The organism is Paraburkholderia sp. RAU6.4a (assembly GCF_050435625.1).
In the GTDB taxonomy this organism is placed as follows: domain Bacteria; phylum Pseudomonadota; class Gammaproteobacteria; order Burkholderiales; family Burkholderiaceae; genus Paraburkholderia; species Paraburkholderia tuberum.
Window position 1 is genome coordinate 1,019,470 of record NZ_JBNDKQ010000003.1, and the last position, 26,534, is coordinate 1,046,003.

At 65.1% G+C, this 26,534-nt stretch carries 27 protein-coding genes and 2 pseudogenes; 16 read left to right on the forward strand and 13 right to left on the reverse strand.

What is annotated here, in order from left to right; translation table 11 throughout:
• Positions 1–185: 185 nt before the first annotated feature.
• A complete protein-coding gene (locus OKW40_RS29210; protein ID WP_429333336.1) occupies positions 186–773 on the forward strand; it encodes a helix-turn-helix domain-containing protein in 588 nt (195 codons plus the stop codon).
• Positions 770–1,297, forward strand: a complete 528-nt coding sequence (locus tag OKW40_RS29215) for an N-acetyltransferase family protein (RefSeq protein ID WP_429493015.1) — start codon at positions 770–772, stop codon at positions 1,295–1,297. Before OKW40_RS29210 ends, OKW40_RS29215 begins: the two co-directional genes overlap by 4 nt.
• Positions 1,298–1,310: 13 nt before the next feature.
• Here the strand turns inward: OKW40_RS29215 and OKW40_RS29220 are convergent, their stop codons facing one another.
• From OKW40_RS29220 to OKW40_RS29245, 6 genes are all read right to left on the reverse strand, one after another.
• The gene (locus tag OKW40_RS29220) at positions 1,311–2,939 is read right to left on the reverse strand and encodes an MFS transporter (protein WP_429493016.1); all 1,629 of its coding nucleotides are present in this window, start codon (positions 2,937–2,939) and stop codon (positions 1,311–1,313) included.
• A 6-nt stretch (positions 2,940–2,945) separates the two neighbouring features.
• On the reverse strand, positions 2,946–3,890 hold the full coding sequence (locus tag OKW40_RS29225) for an ornithine cyclodeaminase family protein (protein ID WP_429493017.1): 945 nt from the start codon (positions 3,888–3,890) through the stop codon (positions 2,946–2,948).
• A 53-nt stretch (positions 3,891–3,943) separates the two neighbouring features.
• A complete protein-coding gene (locus OKW40_RS29230) occupies positions 3,944–4,960 on the reverse strand; it encodes a 2Fe-2S iron-sulfur cluster-binding protein (protein WP_187610616.1) in 1,017 nt (338 codons plus the stop codon).
• Between the two features lie 66 nt (positions 4,961–5,026).
• Positions 5,027–5,506, reverse strand: coding sequence for a GlcG/HbpS family heme-binding protein (locus tag OKW40_RS29235; RefSeq protein WP_184061585.1), 480 nt, complete (start codon positions 5,504–5,506; stop codon positions 5,027–5,029).
• A 56-nt stretch (positions 5,507–5,562) separates the two neighbouring features.
• Positions 5,563–7,023, reverse strand: a complete 1,461-nt coding sequence (locus OKW40_RS29240; RefSeq protein ID WP_429493018.1) for an aldehyde dehydrogenase family protein — start codon at positions 7,021–7,023, stop codon at positions 5,563–5,565.
• 105 nt (positions 7,024–7,128) lie between these two features.
• The gene (locus OKW40_RS29245; protein WP_090807609.1) at positions 7,129–7,860 is read right to left on the reverse strand and encodes a TenA family transcriptional regulator; all 732 of its coding nucleotides are present in this window, start codon (positions 7,858–7,860) and stop codon (positions 7,129–7,131) included.
• A gap of 326 nt (positions 7,861–8,186) precedes the next feature.
• On the opposite strand from OKW40_RS29245, the gene OKW40_RS29250 reads away from it, so the two are divergent.
• Genes OKW40_RS29250 through OKW40_RS29260 form a run of 3 tightly spaced genes read left to right on the forward strand, consistent with a single transcriptional unit; the run spans position 8,187 to position 9,143 of the window.
• The gene (locus OKW40_RS29250; RefSeq protein ID WP_184061583.1) at positions 8,187–8,495 is read left to right on the forward strand and encodes a 2Fe-2S iron-sulfur cluster-binding protein; all 309 of its coding nucleotides are present in this window, start codon (positions 8,187–8,189) and stop codon (positions 8,493–8,495) included.
• On the forward strand, positions 8,492–8,812 hold the full coding sequence (locus OKW40_RS29255; protein ID WP_187610618.1) for a hypothetical protein: 321 nt from the start codon (positions 8,492–8,494) through the stop codon (positions 8,810–8,812). Before OKW40_RS29250 ends, OKW40_RS29255 begins: the two co-directional genes overlap by 4 nt.
• A 52-nt stretch (positions 8,813–8,864) precedes the next feature.
• Positions 8,865–9,143: a 2Fe-2S iron-sulfur cluster-binding protein gene (locus OKW40_RS29260; protein WP_090807615.1), complete on the forward strand. Its 279-nt coding sequence runs from the start codon at positions 8,865–8,867 to the stop codon at positions 9,141–9,143.
• A gap of 212 nt (positions 9,144–9,355) precedes the next feature.
• Here the strand turns inward: OKW40_RS29260 and OKW40_RS29265 are convergent, their stop codons facing one another.
• Positions 9,356–10,909 carry a hypothetical protein gene (locus OKW40_RS29265; RefSeq protein ID WP_429493019.1) on the reverse strand — a complete coding sequence of 518 codons (1,554 nt, stop codon included), beginning with the start codon at positions 10,907–10,909 and terminating at the stop codon, positions 9,356–9,358.
• 312 nt (positions 10,910–11,221) lie between these two features.
• Between OKW40_RS29265 and OKW40_RS29270 the strand changes: the two genes are divergently transcribed.
• The 6 genes from OKW40_RS29270 to OKW40_RS29295 all read left to right on the forward strand — a co-directional run bounded on the left by OKW40_RS29270 (position 11,222) and on the right by OKW40_RS29295 (position 17,497).
• Entirely contained in the window at positions 11,222–11,917 is a 696-nt protein-coding gene (locus OKW40_RS29270) for a GntR family transcriptional regulator (protein ID WP_429493020.1), read from the forward strand.
• Between the two features lie 169 nt (positions 11,918–12,086).
• A complete protein-coding gene (locus OKW40_RS29275; RefSeq protein WP_429493021.1) occupies positions 12,087–13,571 on the forward strand; it encodes an amidase in 1,485 nt (494 codons plus the stop codon).
• A gap of 57 nt (positions 13,572–13,628) precedes the next feature.
• Entirely contained in the window at positions 13,629–14,963 is a 1,335-nt protein-coding gene (locus OKW40_RS29280) for an MFS transporter (RefSeq protein WP_429493960.1), read from the forward strand.
• A 108-nt stretch (positions 14,964–15,071) separates the two neighbouring features.
• The gene (locus OKW40_RS29285) at positions 15,072–15,527 is read left to right on the forward strand and encodes a MarR family winged helix-turn-helix transcriptional regulator (protein ID WP_429493022.1); all 456 of its coding nucleotides are present in this window, start codon (positions 15,072–15,074) and stop codon (positions 15,525–15,527) included.
• 60 nt (positions 15,528–15,587) lie between these two features.
• Positions 15,588–16,856 carry a M20 family metallopeptidase gene (locus OKW40_RS29290; protein ID WP_429493023.1) on the forward strand — a complete coding sequence of 423 codons (1,269 nt, stop codon included), beginning with the start codon at positions 15,588–15,590 and terminating at the stop codon, positions 16,854–16,856.
• Positions 16,853–17,497 carry a trimeric intracellular cation channel family protein gene (locus OKW40_RS29295; RefSeq protein WP_429493024.1) on the forward strand — a complete coding sequence of 215 codons (645 nt, stop codon included), beginning with the start codon at positions 16,853–16,855 and terminating at the stop codon, positions 17,495–17,497. The genes OKW40_RS29290 and OKW40_RS29295 overlap by 4 nt, the downstream gene beginning before the upstream one ends.
• A gap of 144 nt (positions 17,498–17,641) precedes the next feature.
• On the opposite strand, the pseudogene OKW40_RS29300 reads toward OKW40_RS29295, so the two are convergent.
• Positions 17,642–17,935: pseudogene (locus tag OKW40_RS29300) on the reverse strand (type II secretion system F family protein); the annotation flags it as partial.
• Between OKW40_RS29300 and OKW40_RS29305 the strand changes: the two are divergent.
• A pseudogene (locus OKW40_RS29305) lies at positions 17,924–18,076 on the forward strand (methyltransferase); the annotation flags it as partial. The pseudogenes OKW40_RS29300 and OKW40_RS29305 sit on opposite strands and share 12 nt — an antisense overlap.
• Positions 18,073–18,447 (forward strand): GtrA family protein, encoded by a 375-nt coding sequence (locus OKW40_RS29310; protein WP_429404151.1) that lies wholly within the window; start codon positions 18,073–18,075, stop codon positions 18,445–18,447. The pseudogene OKW40_RS29305 and the gene OKW40_RS29310, both read left to right, overlap by 4 nt.
• Before the next feature lie 23 nt (positions 18,448–18,470).
• Here OKW40_RS29310 and OKW40_RS29315 read toward each other — a convergent pair whose 3' ends face one another.
• The 4 genes from OKW40_RS29315 to OKW40_RS29330 all read right to left on the reverse strand — a co-directional run bounded on the left by OKW40_RS29315 (position 18,471) and on the right by OKW40_RS29330 (position 22,713).
• Positions 18,471–19,706 carry a YbfB/YjiJ family MFS transporter gene (locus OKW40_RS29315; protein WP_429493025.1) on the reverse strand — a complete coding sequence of 412 codons (1,236 nt, stop codon included), beginning with the start codon at positions 19,704–19,706 and terminating at the stop codon, positions 18,471–18,473.
• A 78-nt stretch (positions 19,707–19,784) separates the two neighbouring features.
• Entirely contained in the window at positions 19,785–20,648 is an 864-nt protein-coding gene (locus OKW40_RS29320; RefSeq protein WP_187610637.1) for a MurR/RpiR family transcriptional regulator, read from the reverse strand.
• A gap of 94 nt (positions 20,649–20,742) precedes the next feature.
• Positions 20,743–21,825: an ABC transporter ATP-binding protein gene (locus tag OKW40_RS29325; protein ID WP_429493026.1), complete on the reverse strand. Its 1,083-nt coding sequence runs from the start codon at positions 21,823–21,825 to the stop codon at positions 20,743–20,745.
• A 78-nt stretch (positions 21,826–21,903) separates the two neighbouring features.
• A complete protein-coding gene (locus OKW40_RS29330; RefSeq protein WP_429493027.1) occupies positions 21,904–22,713 on the reverse strand; it encodes an SDR family oxidoreductase in 810 nt (269 codons plus the stop codon).
• Between the two features lie 319 nt (positions 22,714–23,032).
• On the opposite strand from OKW40_RS29330, the gene OKW40_RS29335 reads away from it, so the two are divergent.
• The 3 genes from OKW40_RS29335 (at position 23,033) to OKW40_RS29345 (ending at position 26,178) form a co-directional block, all read left to right on the forward strand.
• On the forward strand, positions 23,033–24,265 hold the full coding sequence (locus OKW40_RS29335) for an ABC transporter substrate-binding protein (RefSeq protein WP_429352927.1): 1,233 nt from the start codon (positions 23,033–23,035) through the stop codon (positions 24,263–24,265).
• Positions 24,266–24,439: 174 nt separating this feature from the next.
• A complete protein-coding gene (locus tag OKW40_RS29340; protein ID WP_090807639.1) occupies positions 24,440–25,330 on the forward strand; it encodes a carbohydrate ABC transporter permease in 891 nt (296 codons plus the stop codon).
• The gene (locus OKW40_RS29345; RefSeq protein WP_090807642.1) at positions 25,327–26,178 is read left to right on the forward strand and encodes a carbohydrate ABC transporter permease; all 852 of its coding nucleotides are present in this window, start codon (positions 25,327–25,329) and stop codon (positions 26,176–26,178) included. The genes OKW40_RS29340 and OKW40_RS29345 overlap by 4 nt, the downstream gene beginning before the upstream one ends.
• Positions 26,179–26,229: 51 nt before the next feature.
• Here OKW40_RS29345 and OKW40_RS29350 read toward each other — a convergent pair whose 3' ends face one another.
• On the reverse strand, positions 26,230–26,523 hold the full coding sequence (locus tag OKW40_RS29350; RefSeq protein ID WP_018423759.1) for a DUF1330 domain-containing protein: 294 nt from the start codon (positions 26,521–26,523) through the stop codon (positions 26,230–26,232).
• Positions 26,524–26,534 lie beyond the last annotated feature (11 nt).

Genomic DNA, 26,534 nt, shown 5'->3' on the forward strand with positions numbered 1-26,534 from the left:
TTATGCGTAATGGGGCGTAAGGCTTTTCCGACACAGGCTAATTGAAAGTTAGCGAATCAAAGCGAATAAAGAGTCGGCAATGTTGTGCGGATTTTTATTCAAATTGGTGAGTGGGCATTTGCGCATTGACAACAAAAAAGCCGCCGTCTAGTTTACTGGAAACCGCATCCCTTAAACTGGATTACATGGACATCAACGCCCAGATCGCGCGCCGGATCAAGGAACTGCGCGACGCTCAAAATTGGTCGCTCGATGCACTGGCCGAGCGCAGCAAAGTCAGCCGCTCGAATATCTCGCTGATCGAGCGCGCTCAGAGCAGCCCTACCGCGACCGTGCTCGACAAACTCGCGACCGCGTTGAACGTGCCGCTCGCGTCGCTATTCGAGCAGGATGGCGCGCCGGCTGCCGAGCCATCGCCGGTCAGTCGCGCGACCGAGCAGGCGGTGTGGACCGATCCGAGCTCGGGGTATGTGCGACGTCATCTGTCGCCGACCGCGCGCTCGGCGATCCAGTTGGTCGAGGTCAACTTTCCCGCCGGTCAGCGCGTCAGTTACGAAACCGGCGCGCGCGACGCGGACATTCATCAACAGGTGTGGATGCTCGACGGGTCGATGGAAATCACGATCGGCGACACCAGCTGGCGGCTCAAGACCGGTGACTGCCTGGCAATGCGGCTCGACAGCCCGATCGTGTTCCGTAACCCCACTCGCAAACGCGCGCGCTATCTCGTCGCGCTGACCACATCGCCAGTCAACGAACGGAGAAACGGATGAGCGATAACGTGACCATACGGCGCGTGGGCGCGAACGAAGCTTTGGCCTGCGTCGAAGCGCTCGCCGACGTGCTGATCGACTGCGTGGAAGGCGGAGCATCGGTCAGCTTCATGCTGCCGATCTCGCGTAACACGGCGCTCGCGTTCTGGCGCAACGTCGTGGAAAGCGTCGCGCGTGGCGAGCGCGTATTGCTGATCGCCGAAGATCACAGCGGCGATATCGTGGGCACCGTGCAGCTGATTACCGCGCAACCCGAAAATCAGCCACATCGCGCCGACGTCGCGAAGATGCTCGTGCACAGAAAAGCACGCCGGCGCGGCGTCGCGCACGCTCTGATGAGCGAACTCGATCGCATCGCGCGGGAAGAGAAGAAATCGGTTCTCGTGCTCGACACCGTGACCGGCGGCGATGCCGAGCGACTCTATCAGCGCGCCGGCTGGCAACGCGTCGGCAGCGTGCCGAATTACGCGCTGATGCCCGACGGGGCGTTTTGCGACACGACCTTCTATTGCAAGCAACTTTGACCCGCACCAGCGCTCATTCGCTTACTGCGACTGACGCGACCTCGCGTCCCAATCGCTGCACGCGAATCAGCGGCACGAGCGACACGGCGAGGCATGCGAGCACCATTGCCGCACTCACCGCGAGCAACGCGTGGTCGATGGCCTGCACGAGCGCGACGCGCGCCGCGGCGATCAGCGCGTCGCCGTCGAACCCTGCCGCGTGGGCATCGCGAATGAAGCTCGCGACGTCGCGAGACGTCAGCAGTACTTGCGGGCTGTGCGCGGCGGGCGCAACCCACGGCGCGTCCGTATCGATACCGTGCCCCTGCAAAACATCGGCCACGCGTTGGCGATACAGCACGTGCACGATTGTGCCGACCACGGCCGTTCCAATCATGCCGCCCACCATCCGCGCCGACTGGATCATAGCGGTCGCAATGCCAAGCTGACGCTTGCCCGCCACCTGCTGCGCAAACACGGTCAGATTCGGCATCACGAGACCGATCCCTACGCCGCCCGCAGTCAATGCGGCCATCAACGCATGACCGGTCTCCATGCGTTCGGCCGCGACGCCCCAACACGCCACGCCCAGCAACGCGAAGCCGACGTACAGCAGCACGTTGGGCTTACGCAGACGCGTGACGACGCGCGTATTTGCGATCGTGCCGACGGTGATGCATAGCACGAGCGGCGTCACCATCACGCCGGCGCGATCCGCGTTGAGACCCATGCCGCCTTGCAGCAGCAACGGCACATAGAACAGCAGCGCGAACATCGCCAAGCCCATCAGCATCGACAACGCGAGCAACGCGATGATGGCCCGCTCGCGCAGCAACGCCGGTGGCAGAATCGGATCGGCCGCGCGCAGTTCCTCGCGCACGAGCAGCGCGCCCGCGCTCAATGCCACCACGCCGAACGCGATCGTCGAAACCTTCAGCGTCTGCTGCGCGAGCGATTCGACGAGCAGTTGCAACGCACCGAGTCCGGCTGCGATCAACAATGCGCCGCGCCAGTCCGGGCTCAGCTTGCCGCGCAGTTGATGGCGAATGTTCGGTAGATGTCGGGCAGTCAGATAAAGACTGAGCACGCCGACCGGAAGGTTGACGAGAAACGCGGAGCGCCAGCCGTAGTGCTCGCTCAGAAAGCCGCCCAGCGAAGGCCCTACCGCATTCGCGACGCCGAACGCGCTCGAAAACAGCACCTGCCAGCGCAGACGCACGACGGGATCGGGAAACAGATCGGGAATCGACGCGAAGCAGGTGCCCACCAGCATGCCGCCACCGATCCCTTGCAACGCGCGAAACAGCACCAGCGCCTGCATGCTGTGCGCGGCACCGCACAGCACCGACGCGGCCGTGAACACGACGATCGCGATCACGATCAACGGCTTGCGTCCGAACCAGTCACCGAGCCGCCCGAAGATCGGCACCGTGATGACCGAGGCGAGCAGATACGCAGTCGCGACCCACGCATAGAGATTAAAGCCTTTCAGCTCGGCGACGATGGTAGGCAACGCGGTGCCGACCACGGTCTGATCGATCGCGACCATCATCACGACGCTCGACAAGCCAAGCATCGCAAAGAGCGACTGACGGAACGAGCGGGCCGTGTTGGGCGGCGACGTCGCGTGCGGTATGGCGCCGGGTGGCGTGCCGTTGCTCATCGGCGTTCAGGCGCGCTGTGCGGCCGCTTCGCGAGCGACATGCTTGCGCCACGCGAGCCCGGCGAGCGCAACGTCCTGCAAGCCGATGCCGACCGCCTTGTAGACGACGATGTCCTCGGACCGCACGCGTGCGCTGGCGCGCCCTTCCAGCACGTCGCCGAGTTCGACTACGTTGCGCCAGTCGAACGTGCCGGGCGCGGCCTGCACCAGGTCGCCGGCCTCTTCCCTTGCCTGTTCATGCAGTTCAACCACGATGCGCGACGCGCGCGCGAGCGTCGTGTCGTCGAGCTCGCGCGTGTAGGGCAGGCTCGACCCGATGGCCGCGACCATCGCACCGGGCGCAAGCGTCGCGCCATCGAACAGCGCACCGGTCGCGCGCGTCGCGGTGACGATCACGTCGGCATCACGCACCGCCTCGGCGGCTTCGCCTGCGGTGGCCTTCACGCCGCGCGCACGGTGACGCGCGTTGAGTTCGTCGACGACCTGCTCCACGTTATCGAGGCCGACGATTCTGAACGACTGCAAACCGGTATGCGCGGCGAGCGCCTGCGCATGCGCGCGCCCCTGCACGCCGGTGCCGAAAATCGCGACGGCGCGCGCATCATCGCGCGCGAGCGCTCGCACCGCGAGCACCGTGGTCGCGGCCGTGCGGATTCGCGTGAGCGCGTTCGCGTCGAGCGTGGCGAGCGGGCGGCCGTCGTCGGTCGAAAACAGCACGATCGAGAACGAGAAGCGGCCGTTGATCGTCGTGTACACCTTCGCGCCGGTCACGCCAGCTTCGGGCAACACGGCGCCGAGCGTCGATAGCTTCACGCCGCCCGCTTCGGTGCGCACGCGCCGCTGCACCGCCGCGCGTCCCCGCGACAGTGCGCGAAACGCCTGCTCGAGCGTCGGGATCGCTTCGTCGAAACCCACGAGCGCATCGATCTGCGCGTCGTTCAGATGAATCATGGAGAATGCTTCCTTGTGCGAATCTGATGACTGGATGGCGCGCGTGCCGCGCGCTACACGAGCGCCGCTGCGGCGTGCTGGAACGTAAAGCTGTCCGAGTACAGATGATCGACGCTCGCGCCCTTCGCGATGAAGGCGGCCTTCGCCTCTGCGATCATCGCGGGCGAGCCGCACAGATAGACCGCGTGCTCCGACAGGTCCGCATGGTCCTCGCACACCGCATGCTGCACATAGCCGCGCCGCCCGCTCCATGCCGTGTCCGCGCGCGACAACACCGGCACATAGCGGAACTCGTAGAGACGCTCCGCCCAGCGGCCGATTTCGTCATGCAGATACAGGCCGTCGGCCGTTCTCGCGCCCCAGTACAGCGTGACGGGCGGGCAATCGGGATCGTCCATCAGCGATTCGAGCATCGCTTTCACCGGCGCCAGGCCGGTGCCGGTCGCGACCATCAGCAACGGACGATAGTCCTCTTCGTGCAGTCGGAATCCGCCGAGCGGCAGTTCCACGTCGAGGCGGTCGCCCGGTTTGAGCTGCGCCACCACACGATCGGTGAACCGGCCGCCCGCGATCTTCCGCACATGAAAGTCGACGAGGCCGCCCGCGCGCGCGGCGGATGCCATCGAGAAGCTGCGATGACTACCGTCTTCGAGCATCACGTTCATGTACTGACCGGGCCGGTAAATCATTTCGGCATCCTCTGGAAGCGCGAGCGTGAGGTGCGTGACGTCGTGCGCCAGCAAGCGTACCGCCTCGACGCGCACCGTATGACGCGCCGGCTCCGATGTCGGCGCACCGGCGTGGCCCGCGCCGATCACAATGTCGCTGCGCGGCCGCGCCTGACACGCGAGCGCAAATCCCGCCTGCGCCTCCTCCTCGGTGAGTCCGAGCGGAAACTCCTCGTAGTCGAGCGTGCCCTCGTGCACTTTCACGCGGCACGTGCCGCAACCGCCGAACTGACAATCGTGCGCAAGCGGCACGTCCGCGCGTAGCGCGGCGGCGAGCAGCGATTCGTCGCGCTCGGCGCTGAAGCACGCTCCTGTTTCGAGCACCTGAATCCGGTATGACATGACGCCACCTCATGACGATGCGATGCGAACGACAGGACCGCCGGCATGCACAGGCGGCCCGTGGCGTCATTTCTTGATGTCGGCTTCCACGAGCACGCTATGCCCCTGCGCCGCGAGTAGATCGTGCAGCCCCTGCAAAGCGGCGAGGCCGCACTGCGTGTCCTGCTCGCCGTTGCCGCCGCTCAGGCCCACACCACCCACCACCTGGCCATCGACGACAACAGGAAAGCCGCCGACGAATGCCGCGAACTTACCCTCGAAGCTCCATTGAATGCCGAACGCTTCGTTGCCCGGCAACGCGGGACCGTTGGGCCGCTGGGTGAACAGATGCGTCGAGCGCTTGTGGCCGGCTGCCGTGAACGCCTTGTTCCACGCAATCTGCGGCCCAGTGATGCGCGCGCCGTCCATCCGTTCGAGCGCGAGCGGATAGCCGCCCTCGTCGACGATGCAGACCGATTCGAGCACGTCGATCTGCTGCGCCCGGCCGATGGCCGCGCGGATCATTTCGCGCGCTTCGGCCAGTTCCAGGCGAAATATCTGTTTCATTGCAACCCCCTCATTGTTGATTGATTCATTGATTCGGAAAGCTGATCTCGCCGCGCTCAGATGCCGCGATAGACCGTCTTGATCTGCGTATAGAACTCGAGACCGCCACGCCCCGATTCGCGAAACGTCGACGTGCTCGAACGCTTGAGCCCCCCGAACGGCGCGTTGATCGCGTTGCCCGTCGTCGTGCGGTTGATCTTCACGGTGCCCGCCTCGATGTCGTCCGCGAAGCGATGCATGTGGCGTGGATTCGACGTGACGATCGCGGCGGAGAGCCCATACTCGGTGTCGTTCGCCTTCGCGATCGCGTCCTCGTAGCTGGTCACGGTGACGATCGCGATCACCGGCCCAAAGATTTCTTCGCGGCAGATACGCATGTCCTGCGTCACGTCGGTGAAGATCGCCGGCGTGACGTAATAGCCGTGCTCGTAATCGGGACCGCTCAGGCGCTCGCCGCCGTACAGATGCGTGGCCTGTGCCTTGCCGGAGGCCACGTAGTCGAGCACGGTGTCGAGCTGCGTCCGGGTCGCGAGCGGACCGATGTCCATGCCGGGCGTGAGGCCGCTGCCGATCTTGAGCGTCTTCACTTTAGCGAGCAGTTTCTCGCTGAACGCATCGCGCACGCTCTGCATGACCAGCACGCGGCTCGTGCCGGTGCAGGCCTGGCCCGTCAGCGAGAAGCCGCCCTTGATCGTCAGGTCGACGGCGCGGTCGAGATCCGCGTCGTCCATCACGATCAGCGGGTTCTTGCCGCCGAGTTCCATCTGCGTGCGCGTGGTCAGCGGTAGGGAGCGATGAATCTGTTCGCCAGCGGCGGTCGAACCGGTGAACGACACGGCCCTGACGACCGGCGACGCGGTAATGACGGAGCCGATTTCCGACGCGCGTCCCGTGATGAAATTCAGTACACCCGATGGAATGCCCGCCTGCGCGAATGCTTCGGCGAGCCGGTAGCCGATCAGCGGCGCATCCGACGACGGTTTGAAGATCACCGTATTACCGGCGATCAGCGCCGGCGCGATCTTGCGCGCCGGGATCGAGATCGGAAAATTCCACGGTGTAATCACGGCGACGACGCCGAGGGGTTCGCGCTGAGTGTGGACGGTCATGTCGGGATCGTCGCTAGGAAACGTCTCGCCGGAATACGACTGACCTTCCACCGCATAGAAACGCAACACCTGCGCCGAGCGCAGAATTTCGTCCCTGCTCTGCGCGAGCGGCTTGCCTTCTTCGCGCGTGAGTTCGTTCGCGAATCCGTCCGCATGCTGTTCGAGCCACGCCGCCGCGCGATTGAGAACGGCCGCGCGCTGCGCGACCGGCGTGCGCCGCCACGCGGCGAACGCGCCAGCCGCCGCGGCCAGCGCGGCGCGCGCGTCCTCGGCCGAAGACGCCTGGAAGCGGCCGACGATGTCGCGCGTATCGGCGGGATTCACGTTGTCGAACATGCCGCCGCTCACGCTGGCGGTCCACTCGCCCGCGATGAGATTCTTGAACTCTGGTGTTGCCGGATTGCTCATGACGGATACCTGTGCTGTTGCCGCAATGGCCGGCGCCATGCCGGCCGGCTGGCTCGCGGCGATGCCAACGGAAGACGGCGCCGCGTTGCGCGCGCCGCCGCGGGTTCAACTCGCGAGTTCGAGTTCGGGCAGCGCCAGGTCCTGCTCGACGTAGTCGTAATAGAGCGCGGTCGTATAAAGCAGACGCATCTGCGCGCCGATCTCGCAGATCTTCAGGCAGCGTTGCTGCAACTCGGGCGTGTCGGCATGTTCGAGCACGATCTGATAGCCGCGCTCGCCATGAATCTCGTCCGACACGATGTGCAGATCGAAGAACTCCACCTCCTCGTCGGTGAACTGGTATTTGTCGCGCAGCGTCGGCGTCTGCTTGCGATAGATCGACGGCACCTGCGATTCCAGTCCCACGACGAGCGCCGCGACCGCGACGATCGGGTCCTCGCGCATCGCCACCGAATAACACCATGCCTGCAGGCCTCGCGTGGTCGGCGACATGTTGTCGGGATCTATCACGCGCTCGCGCGTCGTGCCGCACGCTTCGGCGAAACGGATCAGCAGATCGGTATGACGGTCACCGCCGATCTCCTCTTCGTACATGTTGGCGAGCAGAAAGTCCTTAGCCTCGGTGAAGCGGTCCGGCGTGCGCGCATAGATGTAGGCCAGATAGTCGGCGAACGGGCCCACGTAGTGATAGTGGTTCTCGGCCCAGCGCGCGAGATGCGCGCGGCTCAGCTTGCCGCTCGCCCATGCGATGCTGAACGGCGCCTTGTTCGCACTCTTGCCTTTGATGGCGTCCTCGAGCGCGGCGCGGAAGTCATCACGGTTCATCAATTCAGCCATTTCAAGCTCCTGACAGGTAAGTAAAAGGTTGGCGTTGTCGAAAGCCCGAATGCCGTCGGGCACGGACGGAACAGTTGAGCTAGTGTAGCCTCTTTAATGAATACTGTATACCGCAATCTCTGAATTGCGCGAGCCGTTCTTGGGAAGAGCGCTCCGTCTACGCGCCGTTTCATTGCGGCCTCACCGCGGAAAGCCTTAAGAAAACTGGAACTAATGCGCGCCAACCGCCGCTGTCTTCGGCCCTCGCCGGGGCCCGTCCGGCAGTAGACGGTATACTATATCCTTTTTTCAACTAGACTAGATCCGAGCGAATCACGGAGAGCGTTATGCCAACAGTGGTATTTCACAAAAATGGCGCGACCCATCAGGGCGAGGTCAAGGAGAACACCAACCTCGTCGTGCGCGCCGGCATCAGGCAATTCCCGTTTCCGCATCTGCGCTACGAATGCGGCATGGGCAAGTGCTCGAAGTGCGCGTGTCGCGTGATGTCCGGCGCGCAGTATCTGCCCGAGCCCAACTGGAAGGAAAAAAAACAGCTCGGCGAGCGGCTTGCGCAGGGTTATCGCCTCGCGTGCCAACTATGGATCGAGCACGACATCGAACTCGCGCAGGACGATCTGGAGCAGGCAGCATGAATACGCGCTCCGTCGCGGCCGGCACGCACGTGATTCTGACGAGCAAGCCCGGCCAGTACCGCACCGAGGCGACCGAAGGCATCGTGCCGCTCGCCACCTTCGACTACCTCTACGGCGGCCGGCATATCGCCACGTTCGTCATCGCCGCGCTCATGAAAGAAACGAAGATCAGGGTGATCGACGAAGCCACACCGTCGGCGGTCAATCTCGTTCCCACCAGGTTCCTCGAAAAATTCGCGACGCCTGAAGCCGCGCTCGAGTCGCTGCGGCAGCTCGCGGGCCACGGCAACGGCGCCGCGCAACTGACCCCGCGCTAGTTGCCGCGCCGTTTCATCCCCTCCTCTCCGAACCCAATACGTAAGCCTCCGAATGATCCAGATTACTTTCCTCAGCAACGACAACAAGTCGGTCAGCGCGCCGCCCAACAGCAATCTGCTGCGCGTCTCGCTGCGCGAAAAAGGCGGCATTCCGTTCAAATGCGGCGGCGGCTTGTGCGGCACCTGCAAATGCAAGGTCGAACACGGCATCGAACATACCGATAGCGTGAAGGACAAGGAAAAACGCCATCTGAGCGAAGACGAAATCAAAGCTGGCTATCGGATGGCCTGTCAGACTTTCGTCAATGGCAATGTCAGCGTGTCATGGTGAGTTAGCAACACAACGTAGTGAGTCAAACTGGGACGCCGGCTTCGATGCACTGAAGCCGGCGTTTTTGCTTGTCGTTGCGAGGCGTAAGACGTAGGCCGCAACTCGCGGGCAAAGCGCGCCGACGATCAAACCACCAAGGCCTTGCGCATCGGCAAACCAACGCGCAAGGCCCGGCAAAAACCGCGCGGACGACACGCGCGTCCCGCCCCCCATCACCAGATCAGAATCGCCACCAACGTCGACACCACCAGGCCGCACACCACCGGCAGCAACAGATTGCGCACCGCCTGCAACACCGGCACACGCGCGAAGCTCGCCACCGCCGCGAGCGCCGACCATGCGGTCAGCGTCTTGCCGGTCCACACCGAACCCATCTGGCCGATCGCCGCGAGGGTCGACACGTCGAAGCCCACCGTGCGGCCGAGCGCGCCCGCCAGCGCGCCGGTCAACGGCAAACCGGCGAAGCCCGAGCCGTCGATGCCCGTCACCATGCCGGCCAGCAGAATGCCGTACGAGACGAAGAACGCGTTGTGCGGAATGTAGACCTCGCCCGCTTTCACGAGATCGGCAAGCAGGCCGGGGGCATGGGTACCGGCGGGCAAGCCGAGGATCGGCGCCGCAGTGCCGGCCACGCCGATGAAGAAGAAGCCCGCAATCGGCAGCACCGAGCTCATCGCGCGAAACGAAAACACGAAGCCCTCGGTGACGTGCTCGGCCGTGCTGCGGCAGATCGCGCGATAGTCGCGCGCAGCGGCTACCGCCACCATCAGCAACGCGGAGACGCCGCCGACGAGCGCCGCGGCCGCTGCACCGCTCGCGCCCTTGAAGCTGGGGATCAGATGCGGCAACACCATGTAAGCGACGATCGCGAGAAAGGCGACGGGGATCACGATCGCGAAGCAGCGGGACCAGCGCTCCTGCCACGGCGTCAACAGGTCGCGCGACGACAACAACGCCCGCGAGCCGCTCGCGCCGCTGACCTGGCCGCCGTCGCCGACCGACGCATGCTGCGGTTTGCCGCGCCGGATGCGCGCGCGACTCGTGCCGGCCGCGGGCGTGACAACGGCATTCGCCGTGACCTGGGTCGCTTCCCAGCGTTCGAGATGGCGCGCATCGGGCGCCTGGATCTGCTTGCGGATACGCAGATAGGCGATCAGGAACGCGATGCCGCCCGTGATCAGCGACAGTAGCAGCGCCTTGTCGGCAACGTCCGGCATCGCGACCGCGGCCGCTTTCGCGCTGATGCCCGGCGCGACCTTGATCACGTAATCCGACGACAAGGCCGTGCCGAGTCCCGCGATGCCGATGCACAACGCCGCGCCCAGCGGCGGCACGCCCGCGTAAATCGCGGCCGGCAGCAGAATGCCGGCGATCAACGGCACGGCCGGCGTCGGCCAGAAGAACAGCGACAACACGTAGCTCACGAAGCCGAGCACGAAGAAGCCGACGTGCCCGTTGACCATGACCGCGCGAAACGGCTGGACCATGCGCACATCCGCGTTGATCCGTTTCAGCGCGTTGAGCAACGCGGTCATGAGCGAAATCACGAGGAAGATATTGAACAGCTCGCGCGCCGCCGTAAGCGGCGCGAAGAACACCGCTTCGATCGCGGTCGACACCTGGCCGGAAAACGCGTAGACGGTGGCGAAGGTCGCGAGAATCGCGGGCGCGACGACATTGGCGCGAAACACCAGCGTCGCGATGATAGAGACGACACCACACAGATAAACCCAGTGCGCCGACGTTAGAACGACGTGAGATTCCATTGCTTCTCCTGACTGCGCGGACCTGCGAGCGCGGGTGGATGCGGCTGATTTGAGATAACCGCTTGGTATACTATGTACTAAATAAAACAGGATCAACGGCTGCTTGCTTGAGGTTTACCCGCATTCGTCGCGGCATTTCAAAGCAGGAGAATCGAGCGGCAGCAGCCACGAGGAAGCGCGGCGCGTGCTTCAATGCCCCGCCAGACAAGGCCGAGCCGGCTATTTCCGTATAAGGTCTACAGTATTCGTGACGTGCACTGAGGTAAAATCGCCTGCATCACACGCCATCAGCAACACAGGTTGGAGATCCTTATGAAGACCGAAGCGGACACGACCGCGGCAAGCGGCGCACAGGGGCAATCGAGCGCGCCGATCATGCATCGGCAGCTGTCGCATCTCGTCACCGCGCGGCTGCGCGAAGCAATCGTCTCGGGCACGTACGCGCCCGGCGAGCGGCTGGTCGAAGGACGCATCGCCCAGGAGCTCGACGTCTCGCGCGTGCCGGTACGCGAAGCGCTGCGCGCGCTCGCCTCGGAAGGCCTCGTCGAAGTGCGGCCGCGGCACGGCGCGGTGGTCGCGTCGCTGCAGCCGTCGGCGGCACGCGAAATGATCCAGATCCGCGCGACGCTCGAGGGACTCAACGCCCGGCTCGCCGCCGAACATCGAACGCCCGAACTGGTCGGCCAGATCGAACAGGTGCTCGCTGAAGGCAAGGCAAAAGTCGACGCCGGCGAGACGGCCGGCCTGCTCGAACTCAACGCGCGTTTTCACGACCTGCTCTACGCGGCCGGGGCCAATACGATTCTGAGCGACCTGATGCGCTCGTTGCGCGACCGCACGCGCATGCTGTTCACGAACGCGAGCGATGCGGAAGTCCGCCAGACCTGGGACGAACACGCCGCGATCCTGCGCGCGGTGCAGTCGGGCGATGCGACGCTGTCGGCGCTGCTCGCCGAGCGGCATGTGATGCGCGCCGCCCAGCACTATCTGGCGAACAATGCGCGTTGAAACGGCCTTTGAAACGCGCGGCATAGGAAGCGAGGCGCGGCACACGCCACCGCGCTCGCTTTACGCCACCCGATAATTTCGTCGACTACGCTGCAAGCCACTTGACAGGCTGAATTTGGCGATAGACGGTATACAACATACCGCCCATCAATCGCCCTCTAGGCCTTTCATGACACCAAGCTCCTCCCCACCCGCCGCCAGTCAGGCGGCGCGCTACCGTTACGCCACTGTCCAGCAGGCCGCGCACGACATGCGCGCCGGCGAGATCGACGCCGTCTCGCTCGTCGCCGCGTGCGAAGCCGCATTCGAGGCCGACAACGGCCTGCTGAACGCGGTCGTCGTATCCGATTTCGACGCCGCCTACGCCACCGCCGAAGCACGCGACGAGGAACGGCGCGGGGGGCGGCTGCGCGGCCCCTTGCACGGCATTCCGTTTACGATCAAGGAATCTTTCGACGTCCGCGGCTGGCCGACGACCCTTGGCGACCCCGCGCATCGCGAGAACATCGCGAGCGCCCATGCGGACGTCGTGCAACGCCTGCTCGACGCGGGCGCGGTGCTGCTCGGCAAGACCAACGTGCCGATCTATCTGCGCGACTGGCAAAGCTATAACGACCTCTACGGCACGACCCGCAATCCGCGCGATCCGTCCCGCACGCCGGGCGGTTCGTCGGGTGGCAGTGCGGCGGCCGTCTGCGCGGGCATGTCATTCTTCGACGTCGGCTCGGATGTCGGCTCGTCGATCCGCAACCCCGCGCATTTCTGCGGCGTCTTCTCGCACAAGACCACGCATGGCATCGTGTCGCTGAAAGGCCATGGCATCGGCGGCGGCATGGCGCAGCCCGACATCAACGTCGCGGGTCCGCTCGCGCGCTCGGCGCGCGACCTCGAACTCGTGCTCGGCGCGATCGCCGGTCCGGCCGGCGAAGCCGCGAGCGCGCTGCGGCTCGCACTGCCACCCTGCGAGCGCACGGACCTGCGTGAATTCCGCTTCGGCGTACTGACCAATCATCCGCTCGCCGACGTCGACGGCCCGGTAGAGGCGTGCCTCACGCGTCTTGGCCGGCAGCTCGAAGACGCCGGTGCGACGGTGGTCTGGAACGCGCGCCCCGCGCTCGACGCCGCGCAACTGATGCGCGCCTACGTGCTGCTGCTGCGCGCGTCGACCTCGCACTATCTCGACGACGACGCCTTCGCCGCCGCGCTCACAGCAAGCGCCGCCGTGCCCGCCGACGCGTCGTCGTACGCCGCCTTGCAATACGCGGGCACCGCGTTGCGTCACCGCGACTGGCTGCTGCTGCAAAAGCAGCGCGACGCGTTTTGCGAAGCATGGCGCGAGCTGTTCGGCACGATCGACGTGCTGCTGTGCCCCGCCGCCGCGACCGCCGCCTTCACGCTCGACGAAACCGGGGCGCCGTGGCAGCGCACGCTCGACGTCAACGGCCGCCCGCAGCCGATGACGACCCAGCTGTTCTGGGCCGGCCACTCGGGTCTGTGCGGCCTGCCATCGACCGTGGCCCGCGCCGGCACGACCGCGGACGGCCTGCCGATCGGCGTGCAGATCGTCGCGCCGCTCTATCACGACCTGCGTTCGCTGCGGGTGGCCGCGCTGCTCGAGCAGGCGGGACTGTCGTTCGTCGCGCCACCGCTATAACACCCACTCGCATTCTCGAGGCGCCAGCCGCCACCTCATCCTCGCCCGGAGTCCTCCATCATGGTCTGGTTCGAATCGCTGTCGAAGAACGAGAAGAAAGCCTTTGCGGGCGCGTTCATGGGTCATGCCGTCGATGTGTACGACTTCATGATCTACTCGTTCCTGATTCCCGTGCTCGCCGCGACCTGGCACATGAACAAGGCCATCGCGGGCAGCATCGTCACCTACACGCTGATCGCGTCGCTCGTCGGTGCGATCGGCGCGGGCCTGCTCGCCGACCGCTTCGGGCGCGTGCGCATTCTGCGCTGGACCATCGTGCTATTCGCGCTCGCGTGCTTCGCGTGCGGCTTCGCCAACTCGCCACTACAGCTCGCGCTGTTTCGCATGCTGCAGGGGCTCGGCTTCGGTGGCGAATCGTCGCTATGCATGGTGCTCGTGACCGAGATCATCAGGAATCCCGCGCATCGCGGCAAATTCTCCGGCTTCGCGGCGAGCAATTATTCGTTTGGCTGGGCCGCCGCGGCGATCGTCTATAGCGTGCTGTTTTCGTGGCTGCCGGCGGAGTGGGCGTGGCGCGGCTGCTTTTTTATCGGCATCGTGCCGGCGCTGCTGGTTGTGTATCTTCGGCGCGATCTGAAAGAGCCCGAAGCGTTCTCGCGCGCGCTCGGAAAACAGCACTCGCCCGCCGCCTTGGAAGGACTACGCCGTGTCTGCGCGCGGCCGCTCGCCGGCAAGACGATCCTGTGCAGTCTGCTGTCGGGCGGCATGCTCGGCAGCTACTATGCGATCGCGACGTGGATGCCGACCTATCTGAAGCTCGAACGCGGCCTGTCGATCTTCGGCACGAGCGCCTATCTCGCGATCATGATCCTCGGCTCGTTCGTGGGCTACGTGCTCGGTGCGTATTCGTCGGACCGCATCGGCCGACGCCTCACGTATATCGTGTTCGCGGCGGGCGCGTTTTCCATGGCGCTCGCCTATATGGCGATTCCCGCGTCGAACGGCGCGATGCTCGTGCTCGGCTTTCTGCTCGGCGTGCTGATGCAGGGAACGTTCTCGGGCATCGCCGCGACGATCTCGGAGAGCTACCCGAACGAAATCCGCGCGACCGGCTACGGCGTGGCCTACAACATGGGGCGCGTCATCGGCTCGCTGTTCCCGCTTGGCGTGGGCTGGCTCAGCACCGGTCATATGGCGCTCGACTCCGCGATTCCGCTGGTCGCGGGCGTCGGTTATCTGTGCGTGATCGTCACCGCGTGGATTCTGCCCGAGACCAACGGCATCAGCCTCGATTCGCTCAGCGGCGAGCAGACCGATTCAAGTGCTTTGATCGAACCGATGGGTGTCGCCGCCCGCGTGGCCCAATCCGGCTCCGGGCGCGACGCTCGCTAACACTTCACCTGTCTCGCACCAGGGCGGCGCCCACGCAAGTATTTGAAAATTTCAACTACTTGCCTATAATGCCTGCACTGCGTATGACACGGACAGCGGAGCAAATTCTTGTATTCGGACTTCCTGACTTTCAGGCTCGATCTGACCAGCGCGTTGCTGATCAACCGCGCGAACATGGTCTACCGCGAGCGCTGGGATCTCGACGTGCGTGCGTTGCGCGTGCTGCGCCTCGTCTGCGCGGAGCCCGACATCACGCCCAAATCCGTTTCACAGCGCGCGCTGATCGAAAAAACGCTGCTTTCCAAAGTCCTCGCCGAGCTTGAAACGCGCGGCCTGATCACGCGCAACATGCATGCGTCGGACCGCCGCAGTATCGCGTTGCGTGCCACGGCGCAAGGCCTCGAAGTCGCGCAGGCGTCCGAAGCGGTGGGCACCGAACTCGAGGTCGAGCTGGCGAAGGCGCTCAGCGCGAACGAACGCAAAACGCTCGAACGTCTGCTTGGCAAGCTTTCGCACAGCCTGCTCGAAAGCGAGTCCGCAAGCGCGCCGCCTGCGCGATCCTGACAGACGGTCCGCATTCCGCCGCCTTCCTTCCCTGGCGTTCATGGCAACAAGGAGCCCTCCATGTCGAAGCTGATCGAAACGATGTCGAGCGCGATCGACGCGCTGCTGCCTGAACTCGAAGCGATCTACAAAGACCTGCACGCGCACCCCGAACTGTCGATGCAGGAGGTGCGCACCGCGGGCATCGTCGCGGACTACGTGGAAAAGCTCGGTTACGAGGTGACGCGCAACGTCGGCGTGACGGGCGTCGTTGCGTTGCTGCGCAACGGCGACGGTCCCACCGTGATGCTGCGCGCCGACATGGACGCGCTGCCGATGGCCGAAGCGACCGGCCTGCCCTATGCGAGCACGGTGAGGGCGAAAGACGAAGACGGGCTCGAAGTCGGCGTCGCGCATTCGTGCGGCCACGACATGCACGTCACATGGCTGCTCGGCGTCGCGCGTCTGATGGCAGGGCATCGCGACGCATGGCGCGGCACGCTGATGGCCGTGTTCCAGCCCGGTGAGGAAGTCGGCCGCGGCGCGCGCAGCATGCTCGACGACGGCATGACCACGCGCTTTCCGAAGCCCGACGTGATTCTCGGCCAGCACGTGATGGTCGGCGCGGCGGGCTCGGTCGGCTATCGCAGCGGCACGATCCTGTCGGCCGGCGACAGCATCAAGATCAAGCTGTTCGGGCGCGGCGCGCACGGCTCGCAACCGCAGACGTCGATCGATCCCGTGATCATGGCAGCGTCGACGACCTTGCGTCTGCAAACCATCGTGTCGCGCGAAATCGCGCCGAGCGACAGCGCCGTGCTGACCATCGGTTCGCTGCAAGCCGGCACGAAAGAGAACATCATCCCCGACGACGCGACGCTGAAGCTCAACATGCGCACTTACGACGATGACGTGCGCGAGTACATGCTCGGCGCGATCCGCCGCATCTGCTGCGCCGAATGCGTGGCGTCGAACGCGCCGCGCGAGCCAGAATTCACGACACTATCGAGCTACCCGCTGACGATCAACGACGCGGTCACGACCGAGCGTGTGCGCAACGCGTTCGAGGCGCAGTTCGGCGAGCGCGCGTACGAATCGCCGCCGGCCGCCGCAAGCGAAGACTTCAGCGTGTTCGGCCGCGAATGGAACGTGCCGTACTCGTTCTGGTTCGTCGGCGGCACCGAGCCCGAAGTGTTCCGCCAGGCGCGCGCCGCGAAAAAACTCAACGAAATTCCGAGCAATCACTCGCCGAAATTCGCGCCTGTGCTCGACCCGACCCTGCGCACGGGCCTCGAAGCCATGCTGTGCGCGGCCGGTGCCTGGCTCGATCAACACGAAACCACTCAGTGAATTCACACGCCGTCTACACCATTCTCGACCTGATCGGCACCTTCGTGTTCGCGATCAGCGGCGCGGTGGCCGCGCGTCAACGACGGCTCGACCTGCTCGGCATCGTCGTGATCGCCTTCATGGTCGCGTGCGGCGGCGGCATCGTGCGCGACCTGTGCATCGGCGCGATCCCGCCTGCGGGGCTGTCGAACTGGCGCTATCTGGCGACCGCGCTCGCCGCGTCGGCCGTGACGATTCTCGCGTATCCGCAGGTGCGCCGGCTGCGTCAGCCGGTGCTGTTCTTCGATGCGATCGGGCTCGGTCTGTTCGCGGTGTCGGGCGCGCAGAAAGCGCTCACGTACGGCCACAATGCCGAACTCGCGATTCTGCTCGGCATCGTCAGCGCGGTCGGTGGCGGCGTGATGCGCGACGTCGTGCTCTCGCGCGTACCCGCGATTCTCGAACGCGAGATCTATGCGTCGGCCGCGCTGTTAGGCGCGGCGGTGCAAGTCGGTTTTTCGTACGCGGGCTGGACGGACTGGTGGACGCCGTGGTTCGCGACATTGGCTTGCGTGTTGGCGCGGCTCGCGTCGCTGCGCTACGGCTGGCGGCTGCCGGTCTTCCAGGGCAGACCCACGGCCGAGACGCGCGACAATCCATAACAGGTCCTGCGCGCTTCAGCTCGCGGTTTGCGCAATCAGCACCGCCGCCGCGCCACGTTGTCTCGTGCGTTCCACCGGCTCTCTCCGTTCATTCCACATGTCGATCCGCTCGCGACGAAGTGCGTGGTCATGTGCCACCCGCCATGCTCGGCAGCCGAACGGCAGCAGGCCGAGCACCCACGCGGACATCTTGTCTTCGGCGGCGAGCACGCGAACCTTGTCGAATAGCTTGAAGCGGTCGCGGATCAGCGCGGTGATGCCGTCGAGCACTTCGGCGAGATTGCCGCCCGTCTCGCGCTGGATCACGACGGCGATCACGAAGTAACGCAGATCGCGAATCGGCACGCGCGTCGCGAGATTCGTCAGCGCCTCGCTGATCGACACGCCGTAGCTGATCTCGTCGAACACGATGCGGAACTCGCCGCTCATCGGCTCGGCGACGCGATCCCGCCGTGGCTGCTCAACGCGGCGCTGTACCGCGTCTTCAGCGCCGAGCGCCACTGGCTCGCGCGTGCGCCGCTGCCTTATGGCGTATCGCTGTTCGCGATCCTGCGCAAGCGCGAGGGAGCGTCGCGATGATGCCGGTCGAACGGGTCAGGCTGATGCGCTTTGGCGCGAGCGGCGTCATCGCGACCGGCCTGCATGTATGCATTGCGCTGACGCTGATCGCGGACGCCGGCATGTCACCGCCGTGGGCCAACGCGATCGCGTTCACCTGGGCGACGGCGGCCTCTTATCTGTTGAACACGTTCTGGAGTTTTTCTGCGCTGCCTGCGTTGCTGAACGCTGGGCGGTTCGTGGTCGTGTCGCTGGGCGGTCTGACGTCGACCGCGCTCGTATCGCACCTGACGCAGCTTGCGGGCGGGCCGCCCGCGCTCGGCATCGCGCTAGTCGTGTGCGTGGTGCCGCCGCTCACGTTCGTCGCGCATCGGTGCTGGACGTATCGCTGAATACGAAGCACGCATAAGGCGACTCACGGCGCACGCAACGCCTTCTGACACGCCGCGAGTACCGAGCCGGCCGCCAGCAGCAGCGCCGAATACACGAGCCCGCGCGCGAGCCCGGCGCCATCCGACACCCAGCCGATCACGACCGGCCCGACGATCTGCCCGAACGCGAACACGATCGTGAAGGCGCTGATGCCCTTCGCCCAGTGGCTCGCGGGCAGATTGTGGCGCACGAACGCGGTCGTCGACGCGACCGCCGACAGGAACGTCGCGCCGAACAGCGCGCCCGAAACGAACGCGACCCACGGCTGCGTGAAGAGCGCGGGCAGCAGCGTCGCGATCGCCAGCAGCGCGTTGAGCAGGGCGAGCGCCTGGCCCCCGCGCATGCGATCGAGCAGCGTCGACCAGATCCGCGCCGACACCACGGTCGCCGCGCCGAGCAGTAGATAGAAACCGGTGACGACCGCCGCGCTCATGCCGGCGTTGCGCAGCAGCGCGACGATGAACGTCATGTAGCCGATATAGCCGACGCCGAACAGTCCGTAGCCCGCGAGCGCGGCCGCGAAGTGCGGCCAGCCCGGGGCAGGGGTGGCGGCGGCTGCATGCGCCGCAGCCGCCGCGCTCGAGTACGCGCGCTCGATCCTGCGCGACGCGCCGATCGCGACCGCGGCGAACAGCGCGCAGGCCGCCGCGAGCGCGAACCACGCGAATTGCCAGCCGTGGGCGGCATCAAGGATCGCCACCGGCACCAGCACCGACGACGCGACGATCCCCCAGCCGGTACCGCCGTAATACAGACCGAGCACGAGCCCCGCGTCGCGCGGTCGCGCTGACGCAAGCCGCGCCGCAAGCACGCCGCCGCCGATGAAGATCGCCGCGCTGCTCGCACCGGTGATCACGCGCAGCGTCAGCAGCGCATGCGTGCTGGCGGTGAGGCCGCTGCCGGCCATCAGCAGCGCGGTCAGCACGCAACCGGCCGCGAACAGCGCGCCGGCCGACCAGCGGCGCGCGAGGCGCGGAAACACGAGCGCGCCGAGCAGATAGCCGAGCGCGTTGGCGGTGTTCATCGCGCCGGCCTGCGCGAAGCTCCAGCCGAGGTCGAGTTTCATCGACGGCAACAGCAGCGCGTACGCGAAGCGCGCGAAGCCGAGCGCTGACGCGCTGCCGAGCGATAGCGCGGCGGCCAGCAGCAGGGTCGGCACACGTTCGGCGGCGGTCGTTGATGGGGCGTGCGATGCGGTGTCGGCGGAACGGGAGGACATGGGCGGACGGACGTAAACGGGAACGCTGCGAGCCGATTCTACCTGGAGCGACGACGAAAGTCGCGGAATGTGCGCGCCTTACCCGCCCGCCCCTTCCGGCTCATGCGGCATGAGCCGCGCCTTCGCGTGGCGCATCTTTTCCAGCGTCTCGGGCCCGGCCTTCAGCGCGACGCCGATCGCGAGCGCATCCATGATGCACAGATGCACGAGCCGCGACACGCCCGGCGTGTTCGGATCGATCGGGCTCGCCACGCGCAGCAGCAGCGGAATATCGACGAGCCATGCGAGTCGCGAGCCGACGTTGGTCAGCGCGATCGTCGTCGCGCCGCGCTCCTTCGCGATCTGGATGCTTTCATTCACTTCGACGCTGCGCCCCGAATGCGAGATCGCAAACGCGACGTCGCCCGGCTCCATCAAACCCGCGTATAGACGCTGCAAATGACCATCGGTAAACGCGGCCGCCGCGATGTCGATGCGCAAAAAACGCAGCGCCGCGTCCTGCGCGACGAGCCCCGAGCCTGAGCCCACGCCGAAGAAAAACACGCGCCGGGCGCTCGAAAGCGCCGCGATCGCGCTTTCGACCACGGCAGGATCGAGCGCGCCGCGCGCATGCGTGATGCCGTCGATCGCCGCTTCGCCGACCTTGTCCATCAAGGTCTGCACGTCGTCGTCGCGCGCGACCGCGGTCGATGCATACGGCAGCCCGCCCGCGACGCTCTGCGCGAGCTGCATCTTGAAGTCGCGCAGACCGTGCGCACCGATCGCGCGGCAAAAACGCGTGACGGAAGGCTCGGATACTTCGGCGCGCTGCGCGAGTTCGGTGATGCTCGCGCGCATCGCGAAGTCGACGTCGGCGAGCACCATGTCGGCGACCTTGCGCTCGGCGGGCCGCAGACTCGCGAGTGCGTTGCGGATGTGGGGAATCAAGTTCGGTGCGGACACCCGGTGTTCCTTAGGGGCTGTTTCATATGGATCCGCGTCGCTCGCAGCTTGTTCGGCTTGAATCGGCCTGATCAAAGTTCAAGCCGCACGCGGTTCAGACCAGCCTGCGTCCACTCTCCGTATCGAACAGATGGATGTGTTCGGCCGGCAGACGCAGCGTGACACGCTGACCGGGCTCGATCTTCGAGCGCTCGCGCGTGGTCACGCACCACGAAGCGCCGCCTATTTTCCCGTACAGGTGCGTTTCGGCACCAGTTGGCTCGATCACTTCGACGTCGAGCGCGGCATCCGGTATCTGCGTCGTGATCTCGACGTGCTCGGGCCGCACGCCGAGCGTGGCCTTCGCACCGACCACGGCCGACGCAGGCGTGCGTTCGAGCGCGACCTCGCTGCCGTCCGCGAGCTTCAACGCGAGGCCCGCACCCTGCGTGCGATTGACGATCACGCCCTCGGCGAAATTCATCGACGGCGAGCCGAGGAAGCTCGCGACGAACAGATTCGCCGGCCGGTCATAGAGTTCGAGCGGACGGCCGATCTGCTCGATACGTCCCGCGTTCATCACGACGATGCGATCGGCCATCGTCATCGCTTCGATCTGGTCGTGGGTGACGTAGATCACCGTGTTCTTCAGGCGCTGATGCAGCGCCTTGATTTCGGTGCGCATCTGCACGCGCAGCTTTGCGTCGAGATTCGACAGCGGTTCGTCGAACAGGAACAGCGACGGCTCGCGCACCACCGCGCGGCCCATCGCCACGCGTTGCCGCTGACCGCCCGACAGTGCGCGCGGCAAGCGGTCCAGATAGTCACTGAGGTTCAGCATCTTCGCGGCCGCATCGATGCGCGGCTTGAATTTCTCCGAGGATTCTTTGCGGATTCTCGGACCGAACGCGATGTTTTCATACACCGACAGATGCGGATACAGCGCGTAGCTCTGGAACACCATCGAGATGTTGCGCTGCTGCGGCGCGAGCGTATTCGCGCGCGTGCCGCCGATCATCAGATCGCCGCCGCTGATTTCCTCGAGCCCGGCCACCATCCGCATCAGCGTGCTCTTGCCGCAGCCCGACGGACCGACCAGCACGACGAACTCGCCGTCGTCGATGTCGAGATCGATGCCGTGCACGACCTGGGTGTCGCCATAGCGTTTGAAGATGCCGCTCAGTTGCACTGCTGCCATGCTGTCCTCATTGTCTTGCTGTGTGTTGTATTGCCGATGTTGTATTGCCGGTGCCGTAGTGCACGCGCCGCGCGCGGCTCAGAACGACTCGAGCGTCAGCTCCTGCGCCATCAGGCGGTTGCCCGCCATCAAGCCGCCGTCGACCGGCAACGCGACGCCGGTGATCACGCGCGCTTGCGGCGATGCGAGGAACAGCACCGCATCGGCGATGTCGTCGGGCGTCGCGAAGTCGCGCAACGGGTACCACTTCTTCAGTTCCTCGAACACCTGCGGATTCTTCTCGACACGCGCCTGCCACGCCTGCGTCTTCACAGTGCCCGGACACACGATGTTCGCGCGAATGCCAAAGCGGCCCAGCTCGATCGCGAGCGCCTTCGTATAGCTGATCAGGCCGGCCTTCGCGGCGCTATATGCCGGATGACCGAGCGCGGCGAGACCGTTCACCGAGCCGATCAGCACGAGCGCGCCGCGCTGCCGTTCGATCATCGACGCGCGCACCGCCTCCACCGTGTGATACGTGCCGTTCAGATTCAGATGGATGTCGCGCTGCCAGCTTGCGGCGTCGGTGGTCGCGAGCGACGCGCCGAGCGCCGCGCCCGCGTTCGCGACCAGCACGTCGACCGGTCCACGCTGCGCGACCGCCGCGGCCACCGCGTGCTGCACCGCAGCGGCGTCGCCGAGATCGACCGCGACCGGCACGACCTGGTCCGCGCCCTGTTGCGCGCCCTGTTGCGCGCCCCGTTGCGCGCCGAGTCGCGCGCTCAACGATTGGAGCGCGGTCGCGTCGATGTCGAGTGCGAGCACGGTGTCACCCGCCTCGACGAAGCGCTCGCATAACACGCTGCCAATACCGCCGCATGCGCCCGTCACCAATACGACACGATCCATGTGTTCCTCGCTCGTTGGCCTGGCCGTTTCGGCCGTCTTGCCGGCGCCGTCCGCCACCCGGCTCGCGCTCCGCGCAACGCTGTAAATTTCCTACATATCCGACCCGCGACGACTGCCGGCCATCCCGAAGAGTGGGTTTCCATCCCCGTCGCGCCGTGCAGAATACCCCATGCTTTACAGCATCTTATGCACAAAACAGCCCGAGAAAAAATATCGCAGACCCTACGTGACAAGCTATTTTGCGTCATGTAGGATTTTTTCAAACAATTTACCCAAGGCGGCCGGCGACGGCAGCAAACCACCCACAGGAGAGAGAAAAATGTCGTTGCATGCCCGTGCTTCCCTCGCGCTAGGCAAAGTCGCCGTGGCGCTCGCGTTTGCAGGTATCGCCGTCTCGGCCCATGCCGAGACGGTCCGCGTGACGGTCGCTCACTACAGCGACGCGACCGCGCCGTACTTCGAGAAAATGGCCCGCAACTTCGAGAAGGCCAATCCCGGCACGACCATCAAGATCGAAGACGTGAACTGGGACACGCTGCAACAGAAGCTGCAAACGGACATTTCCGGCGGCGCCAACGCGGACCTCGCGATCGTCGGCACGCGCTGGCTCCTCGACTTCGTGAAGGACGACGTCGCCGAGCCGCTCGACGGCTATATGGACGCGAACTTCAAGGCCCGCTTCATCGGTCCGTTCCTCGCGCCTGGCCAGATCAACGGCAAGACCTACGGGCTGCCGATCGCCGCTTCCGCCCGCGCGCTGTACTACAACAAGGATCTGCTCGCGAAGGTCGGCTACCCCGACGGCCCGAAGACCTGGAACGAGGTGATCGATGCATCGAAGAAGTTGAAGGCGCAAGGCATCGCCGGCTTCGGTCTGCAAGGCAAGGAAATCGAAACCGACGTCTACTTTTACTACGCGCTGTGGACGATGGGCGGAGAAGTGGTCGGCAAGGACGGCAAGGCCGCGTTCAATTCGCCGGCGGGCGTGAAGGCCGCGACGATGTACAAGCAGATGATCGACCAGGGTCTCACGCAACCGGGCGTCACCGGCTATAGCCGCGAAGACGTGCAGAACCTGTTCAAGCAGGGCCGCGTCGCGATGGTGATCTCCGCGCCGTTCCTCGCCAAGCAGATCAAGAAGGAAGCGCCGAACCTGAAGTACGGTATCGATCCGGTGCCGATGGGCACGACGCACGCCACCTACGCGGTCACCGACTCGATCGTGATGTTCAAGAACTCGAAGGTGAAGAAGACCGCGTGGAAGTTCCTCGACTATCTGTTCACGAAGGAACCGCGCGTCGAGTTCACGACGACCGAAGGCTTCCTGCCGACCACGAAGGCCGAAGCGGCGGACCCGGCGTTCAACGATCCGGACATCAAGGCATTCGTCGCGCTGCTGCCCACGGCTCACTTCGCGCCGACCGTGACCGGCTGGGAAGACACCGCGAAAGCCGTGACCGACGCGATGCAGGCGATCTACCTGAACAAGGCGCAACCGGCGGAAGCGTTGAATGCGGCCGCTGCGCAGGCGAACAAGTCGCTCGGTCACTGATACGCGGCTTTTGACAGTAACGAGACGAACAGGGGACGCGCGGCGCCGTAGCTCACGCGCCACGCGTTGCGCCACGCCACTCCCACATTCGAGCCTATGCAGCACGATGCACCCTCCGGCCCATTCCGTCGTGCCCGCCGCCAGAGAGCGGGCGCGTCTTACGATCGAGCACGCATGAGCCGTTCCGTTTCTTCGCGCGCGCAGGCGCCCTGGTTGCTGATCGCGCCGAGCCTCGTGCTCGCGCTGTTCATCATCAGCTATCCGATTTTCAACATCGTGTGGCAATCGCTGCATGAGGTATCGCGCTTCGGCGCGATCCGCGACTTCACCGGCGCGCAGAACTTCATCAACGTGTTTCAGGACCCGGTGTTTCTCGATTCGGTACGCCGCACGATCATCTGGACCGTGTGCGTGGTGGGCGGCACGGTGCTGATCTCGGTACCTGTCGCACTGATTCTGAATCAGGACTTTCACGGTCGCGGCGTGGCGCGCACGATCGTGATGCTGCCGTGGTCCGTCTCTTTGACGATGACCGCCGTCGTCTGGCGCTGGGCCTTCAACGACGACTACGGCATGGTCAATGTCACCCTGCAGCGGCTCGGCCTGATCGGCGGGCCGATTCACTGGCTCGCTACGCCCGAGTTCGCGTTCCCCGTCGAAATCGCGGTCGGCATTCTAGTGTCGATTCCGTTTACGGTGACGATTTTTCTTGGCGGCCTGTCTTCGGTGCCAAGCGATATCTACGAAGCCGCGCGTATCGACGGCGCGAGCGCCTGGCAGCAGTTCCGTCAATTGACGATGCCGCTGCTGCGCCCGTTCATCAACATGGCGATCCTGCTGAACGTGATCTACGTGTTCAACTCGTTTCCGATCATCTGGGTGATGACGCAAGGCGGCCCCGACAACAGCACGCACATCCTCGTCACCTACCTGTACGAACTCGGCTTCCGGCTCGGACGGCCCGGCGAAGCGGCCGCCGTTTCGCTGATCATGCTCGTGATGCTGTTCGTGTTCTCGATCGCTTATCTGCGTCTGCAACGCGCGAAAGAAGGAGTGCCATCATGAGTCTGAGCGCGAAGACGAAACGCTCGCTGTGGTGCTGGATCGCGCTGACGCCGCTCGTGATCGTCATACTGTTTCCGTTCGCGGTGATGTTCTTCACCGCGGTCAAACCGGCCTCGGAGATCTTCGTCTATCCGGCGCGCTGGCTGCCGGTGCAGTGGCAGTGGCGCAATTTCATCGACATGTGGGACGCGGCCAACTTCGGCGTCGCGCTGCGCAACAGCACGATCATCAGTTTCCTGTCCACCGCGCTCGCACTCGCGGTGTGCCTGCCCGCCGCTTACGCGCTCGCGCGCTTCCCATTTCGCGGACGCGGCCTGTATCGGCAGTTCCTGCTCGTCACACAGATGCTGTCGCCGATCCTGCTGGTGGTCGGCCTATTCCGGCTCGCGGCGATGATTCCGTGGGGCGACGGCAACCTGGTCGATTCGAGGATCGGCGTGATCGTGTCGTACGCGGCGTTCAATATCGCGTTCGCGGTGTGGATGCTGTCGTCGTACTTTCAGACCGTGCCGCAGGATCTCGAGGAATCCGCGTGGCTCGAAGGCTGCAGCCGCACGCGCGCGGTGTTCAAGGTGTTTCTGCCGCTCGCGGTGCCGGCAATCGTCGTGACCGCCATCTTCACGTTCATCAATGCGTGGAACGAGTTCGCGGTCGTCTATACGCTGATCCGCTCGCCGGAAAACAAGACGCTGACCGTGCAGGTGACCGATATGGTCGCGGGCAAGTACGTGGTCGAATGGCATCTGGTGATGGCCGCGACCTTGTGCGCGACGTTGCCGGTTTCGATCGTGTTTGCGTGGTTGCAGCGTTATATGGTGAAGGGGCTCGCGCTCGGCGCGGTGAAGTGAGTGACTGCGCGGCACTTACTTGCCGCGCAGTGTTCGCTTGCGGGTCGCGCGTCAGTCGGTGCCGCGCACGATGCGCAGATCGCGTTCGACGCCATCGCCCAATGCGGCCAGCGCCTTCTTGTACTCCTCGCTTTCGTAAGCGGCGACGGCCGCCTCGTACGTCGGGAACTCGATCACGACCGTGCGCTCCTTGAGGCCCTGCTCGCGCGCCTCGTCCGCCACGCCTCGCACGAGGAACTTGCCGCCCGCCGCCGCCACCGCGGCAGGGGCCAGTTGCGCGTATGCGGCCAGTTTCTGCGGATCGTTCGTCTTGCGGTACGACGATACCCAATAACCTTTGCTCATTCGAATCTCCT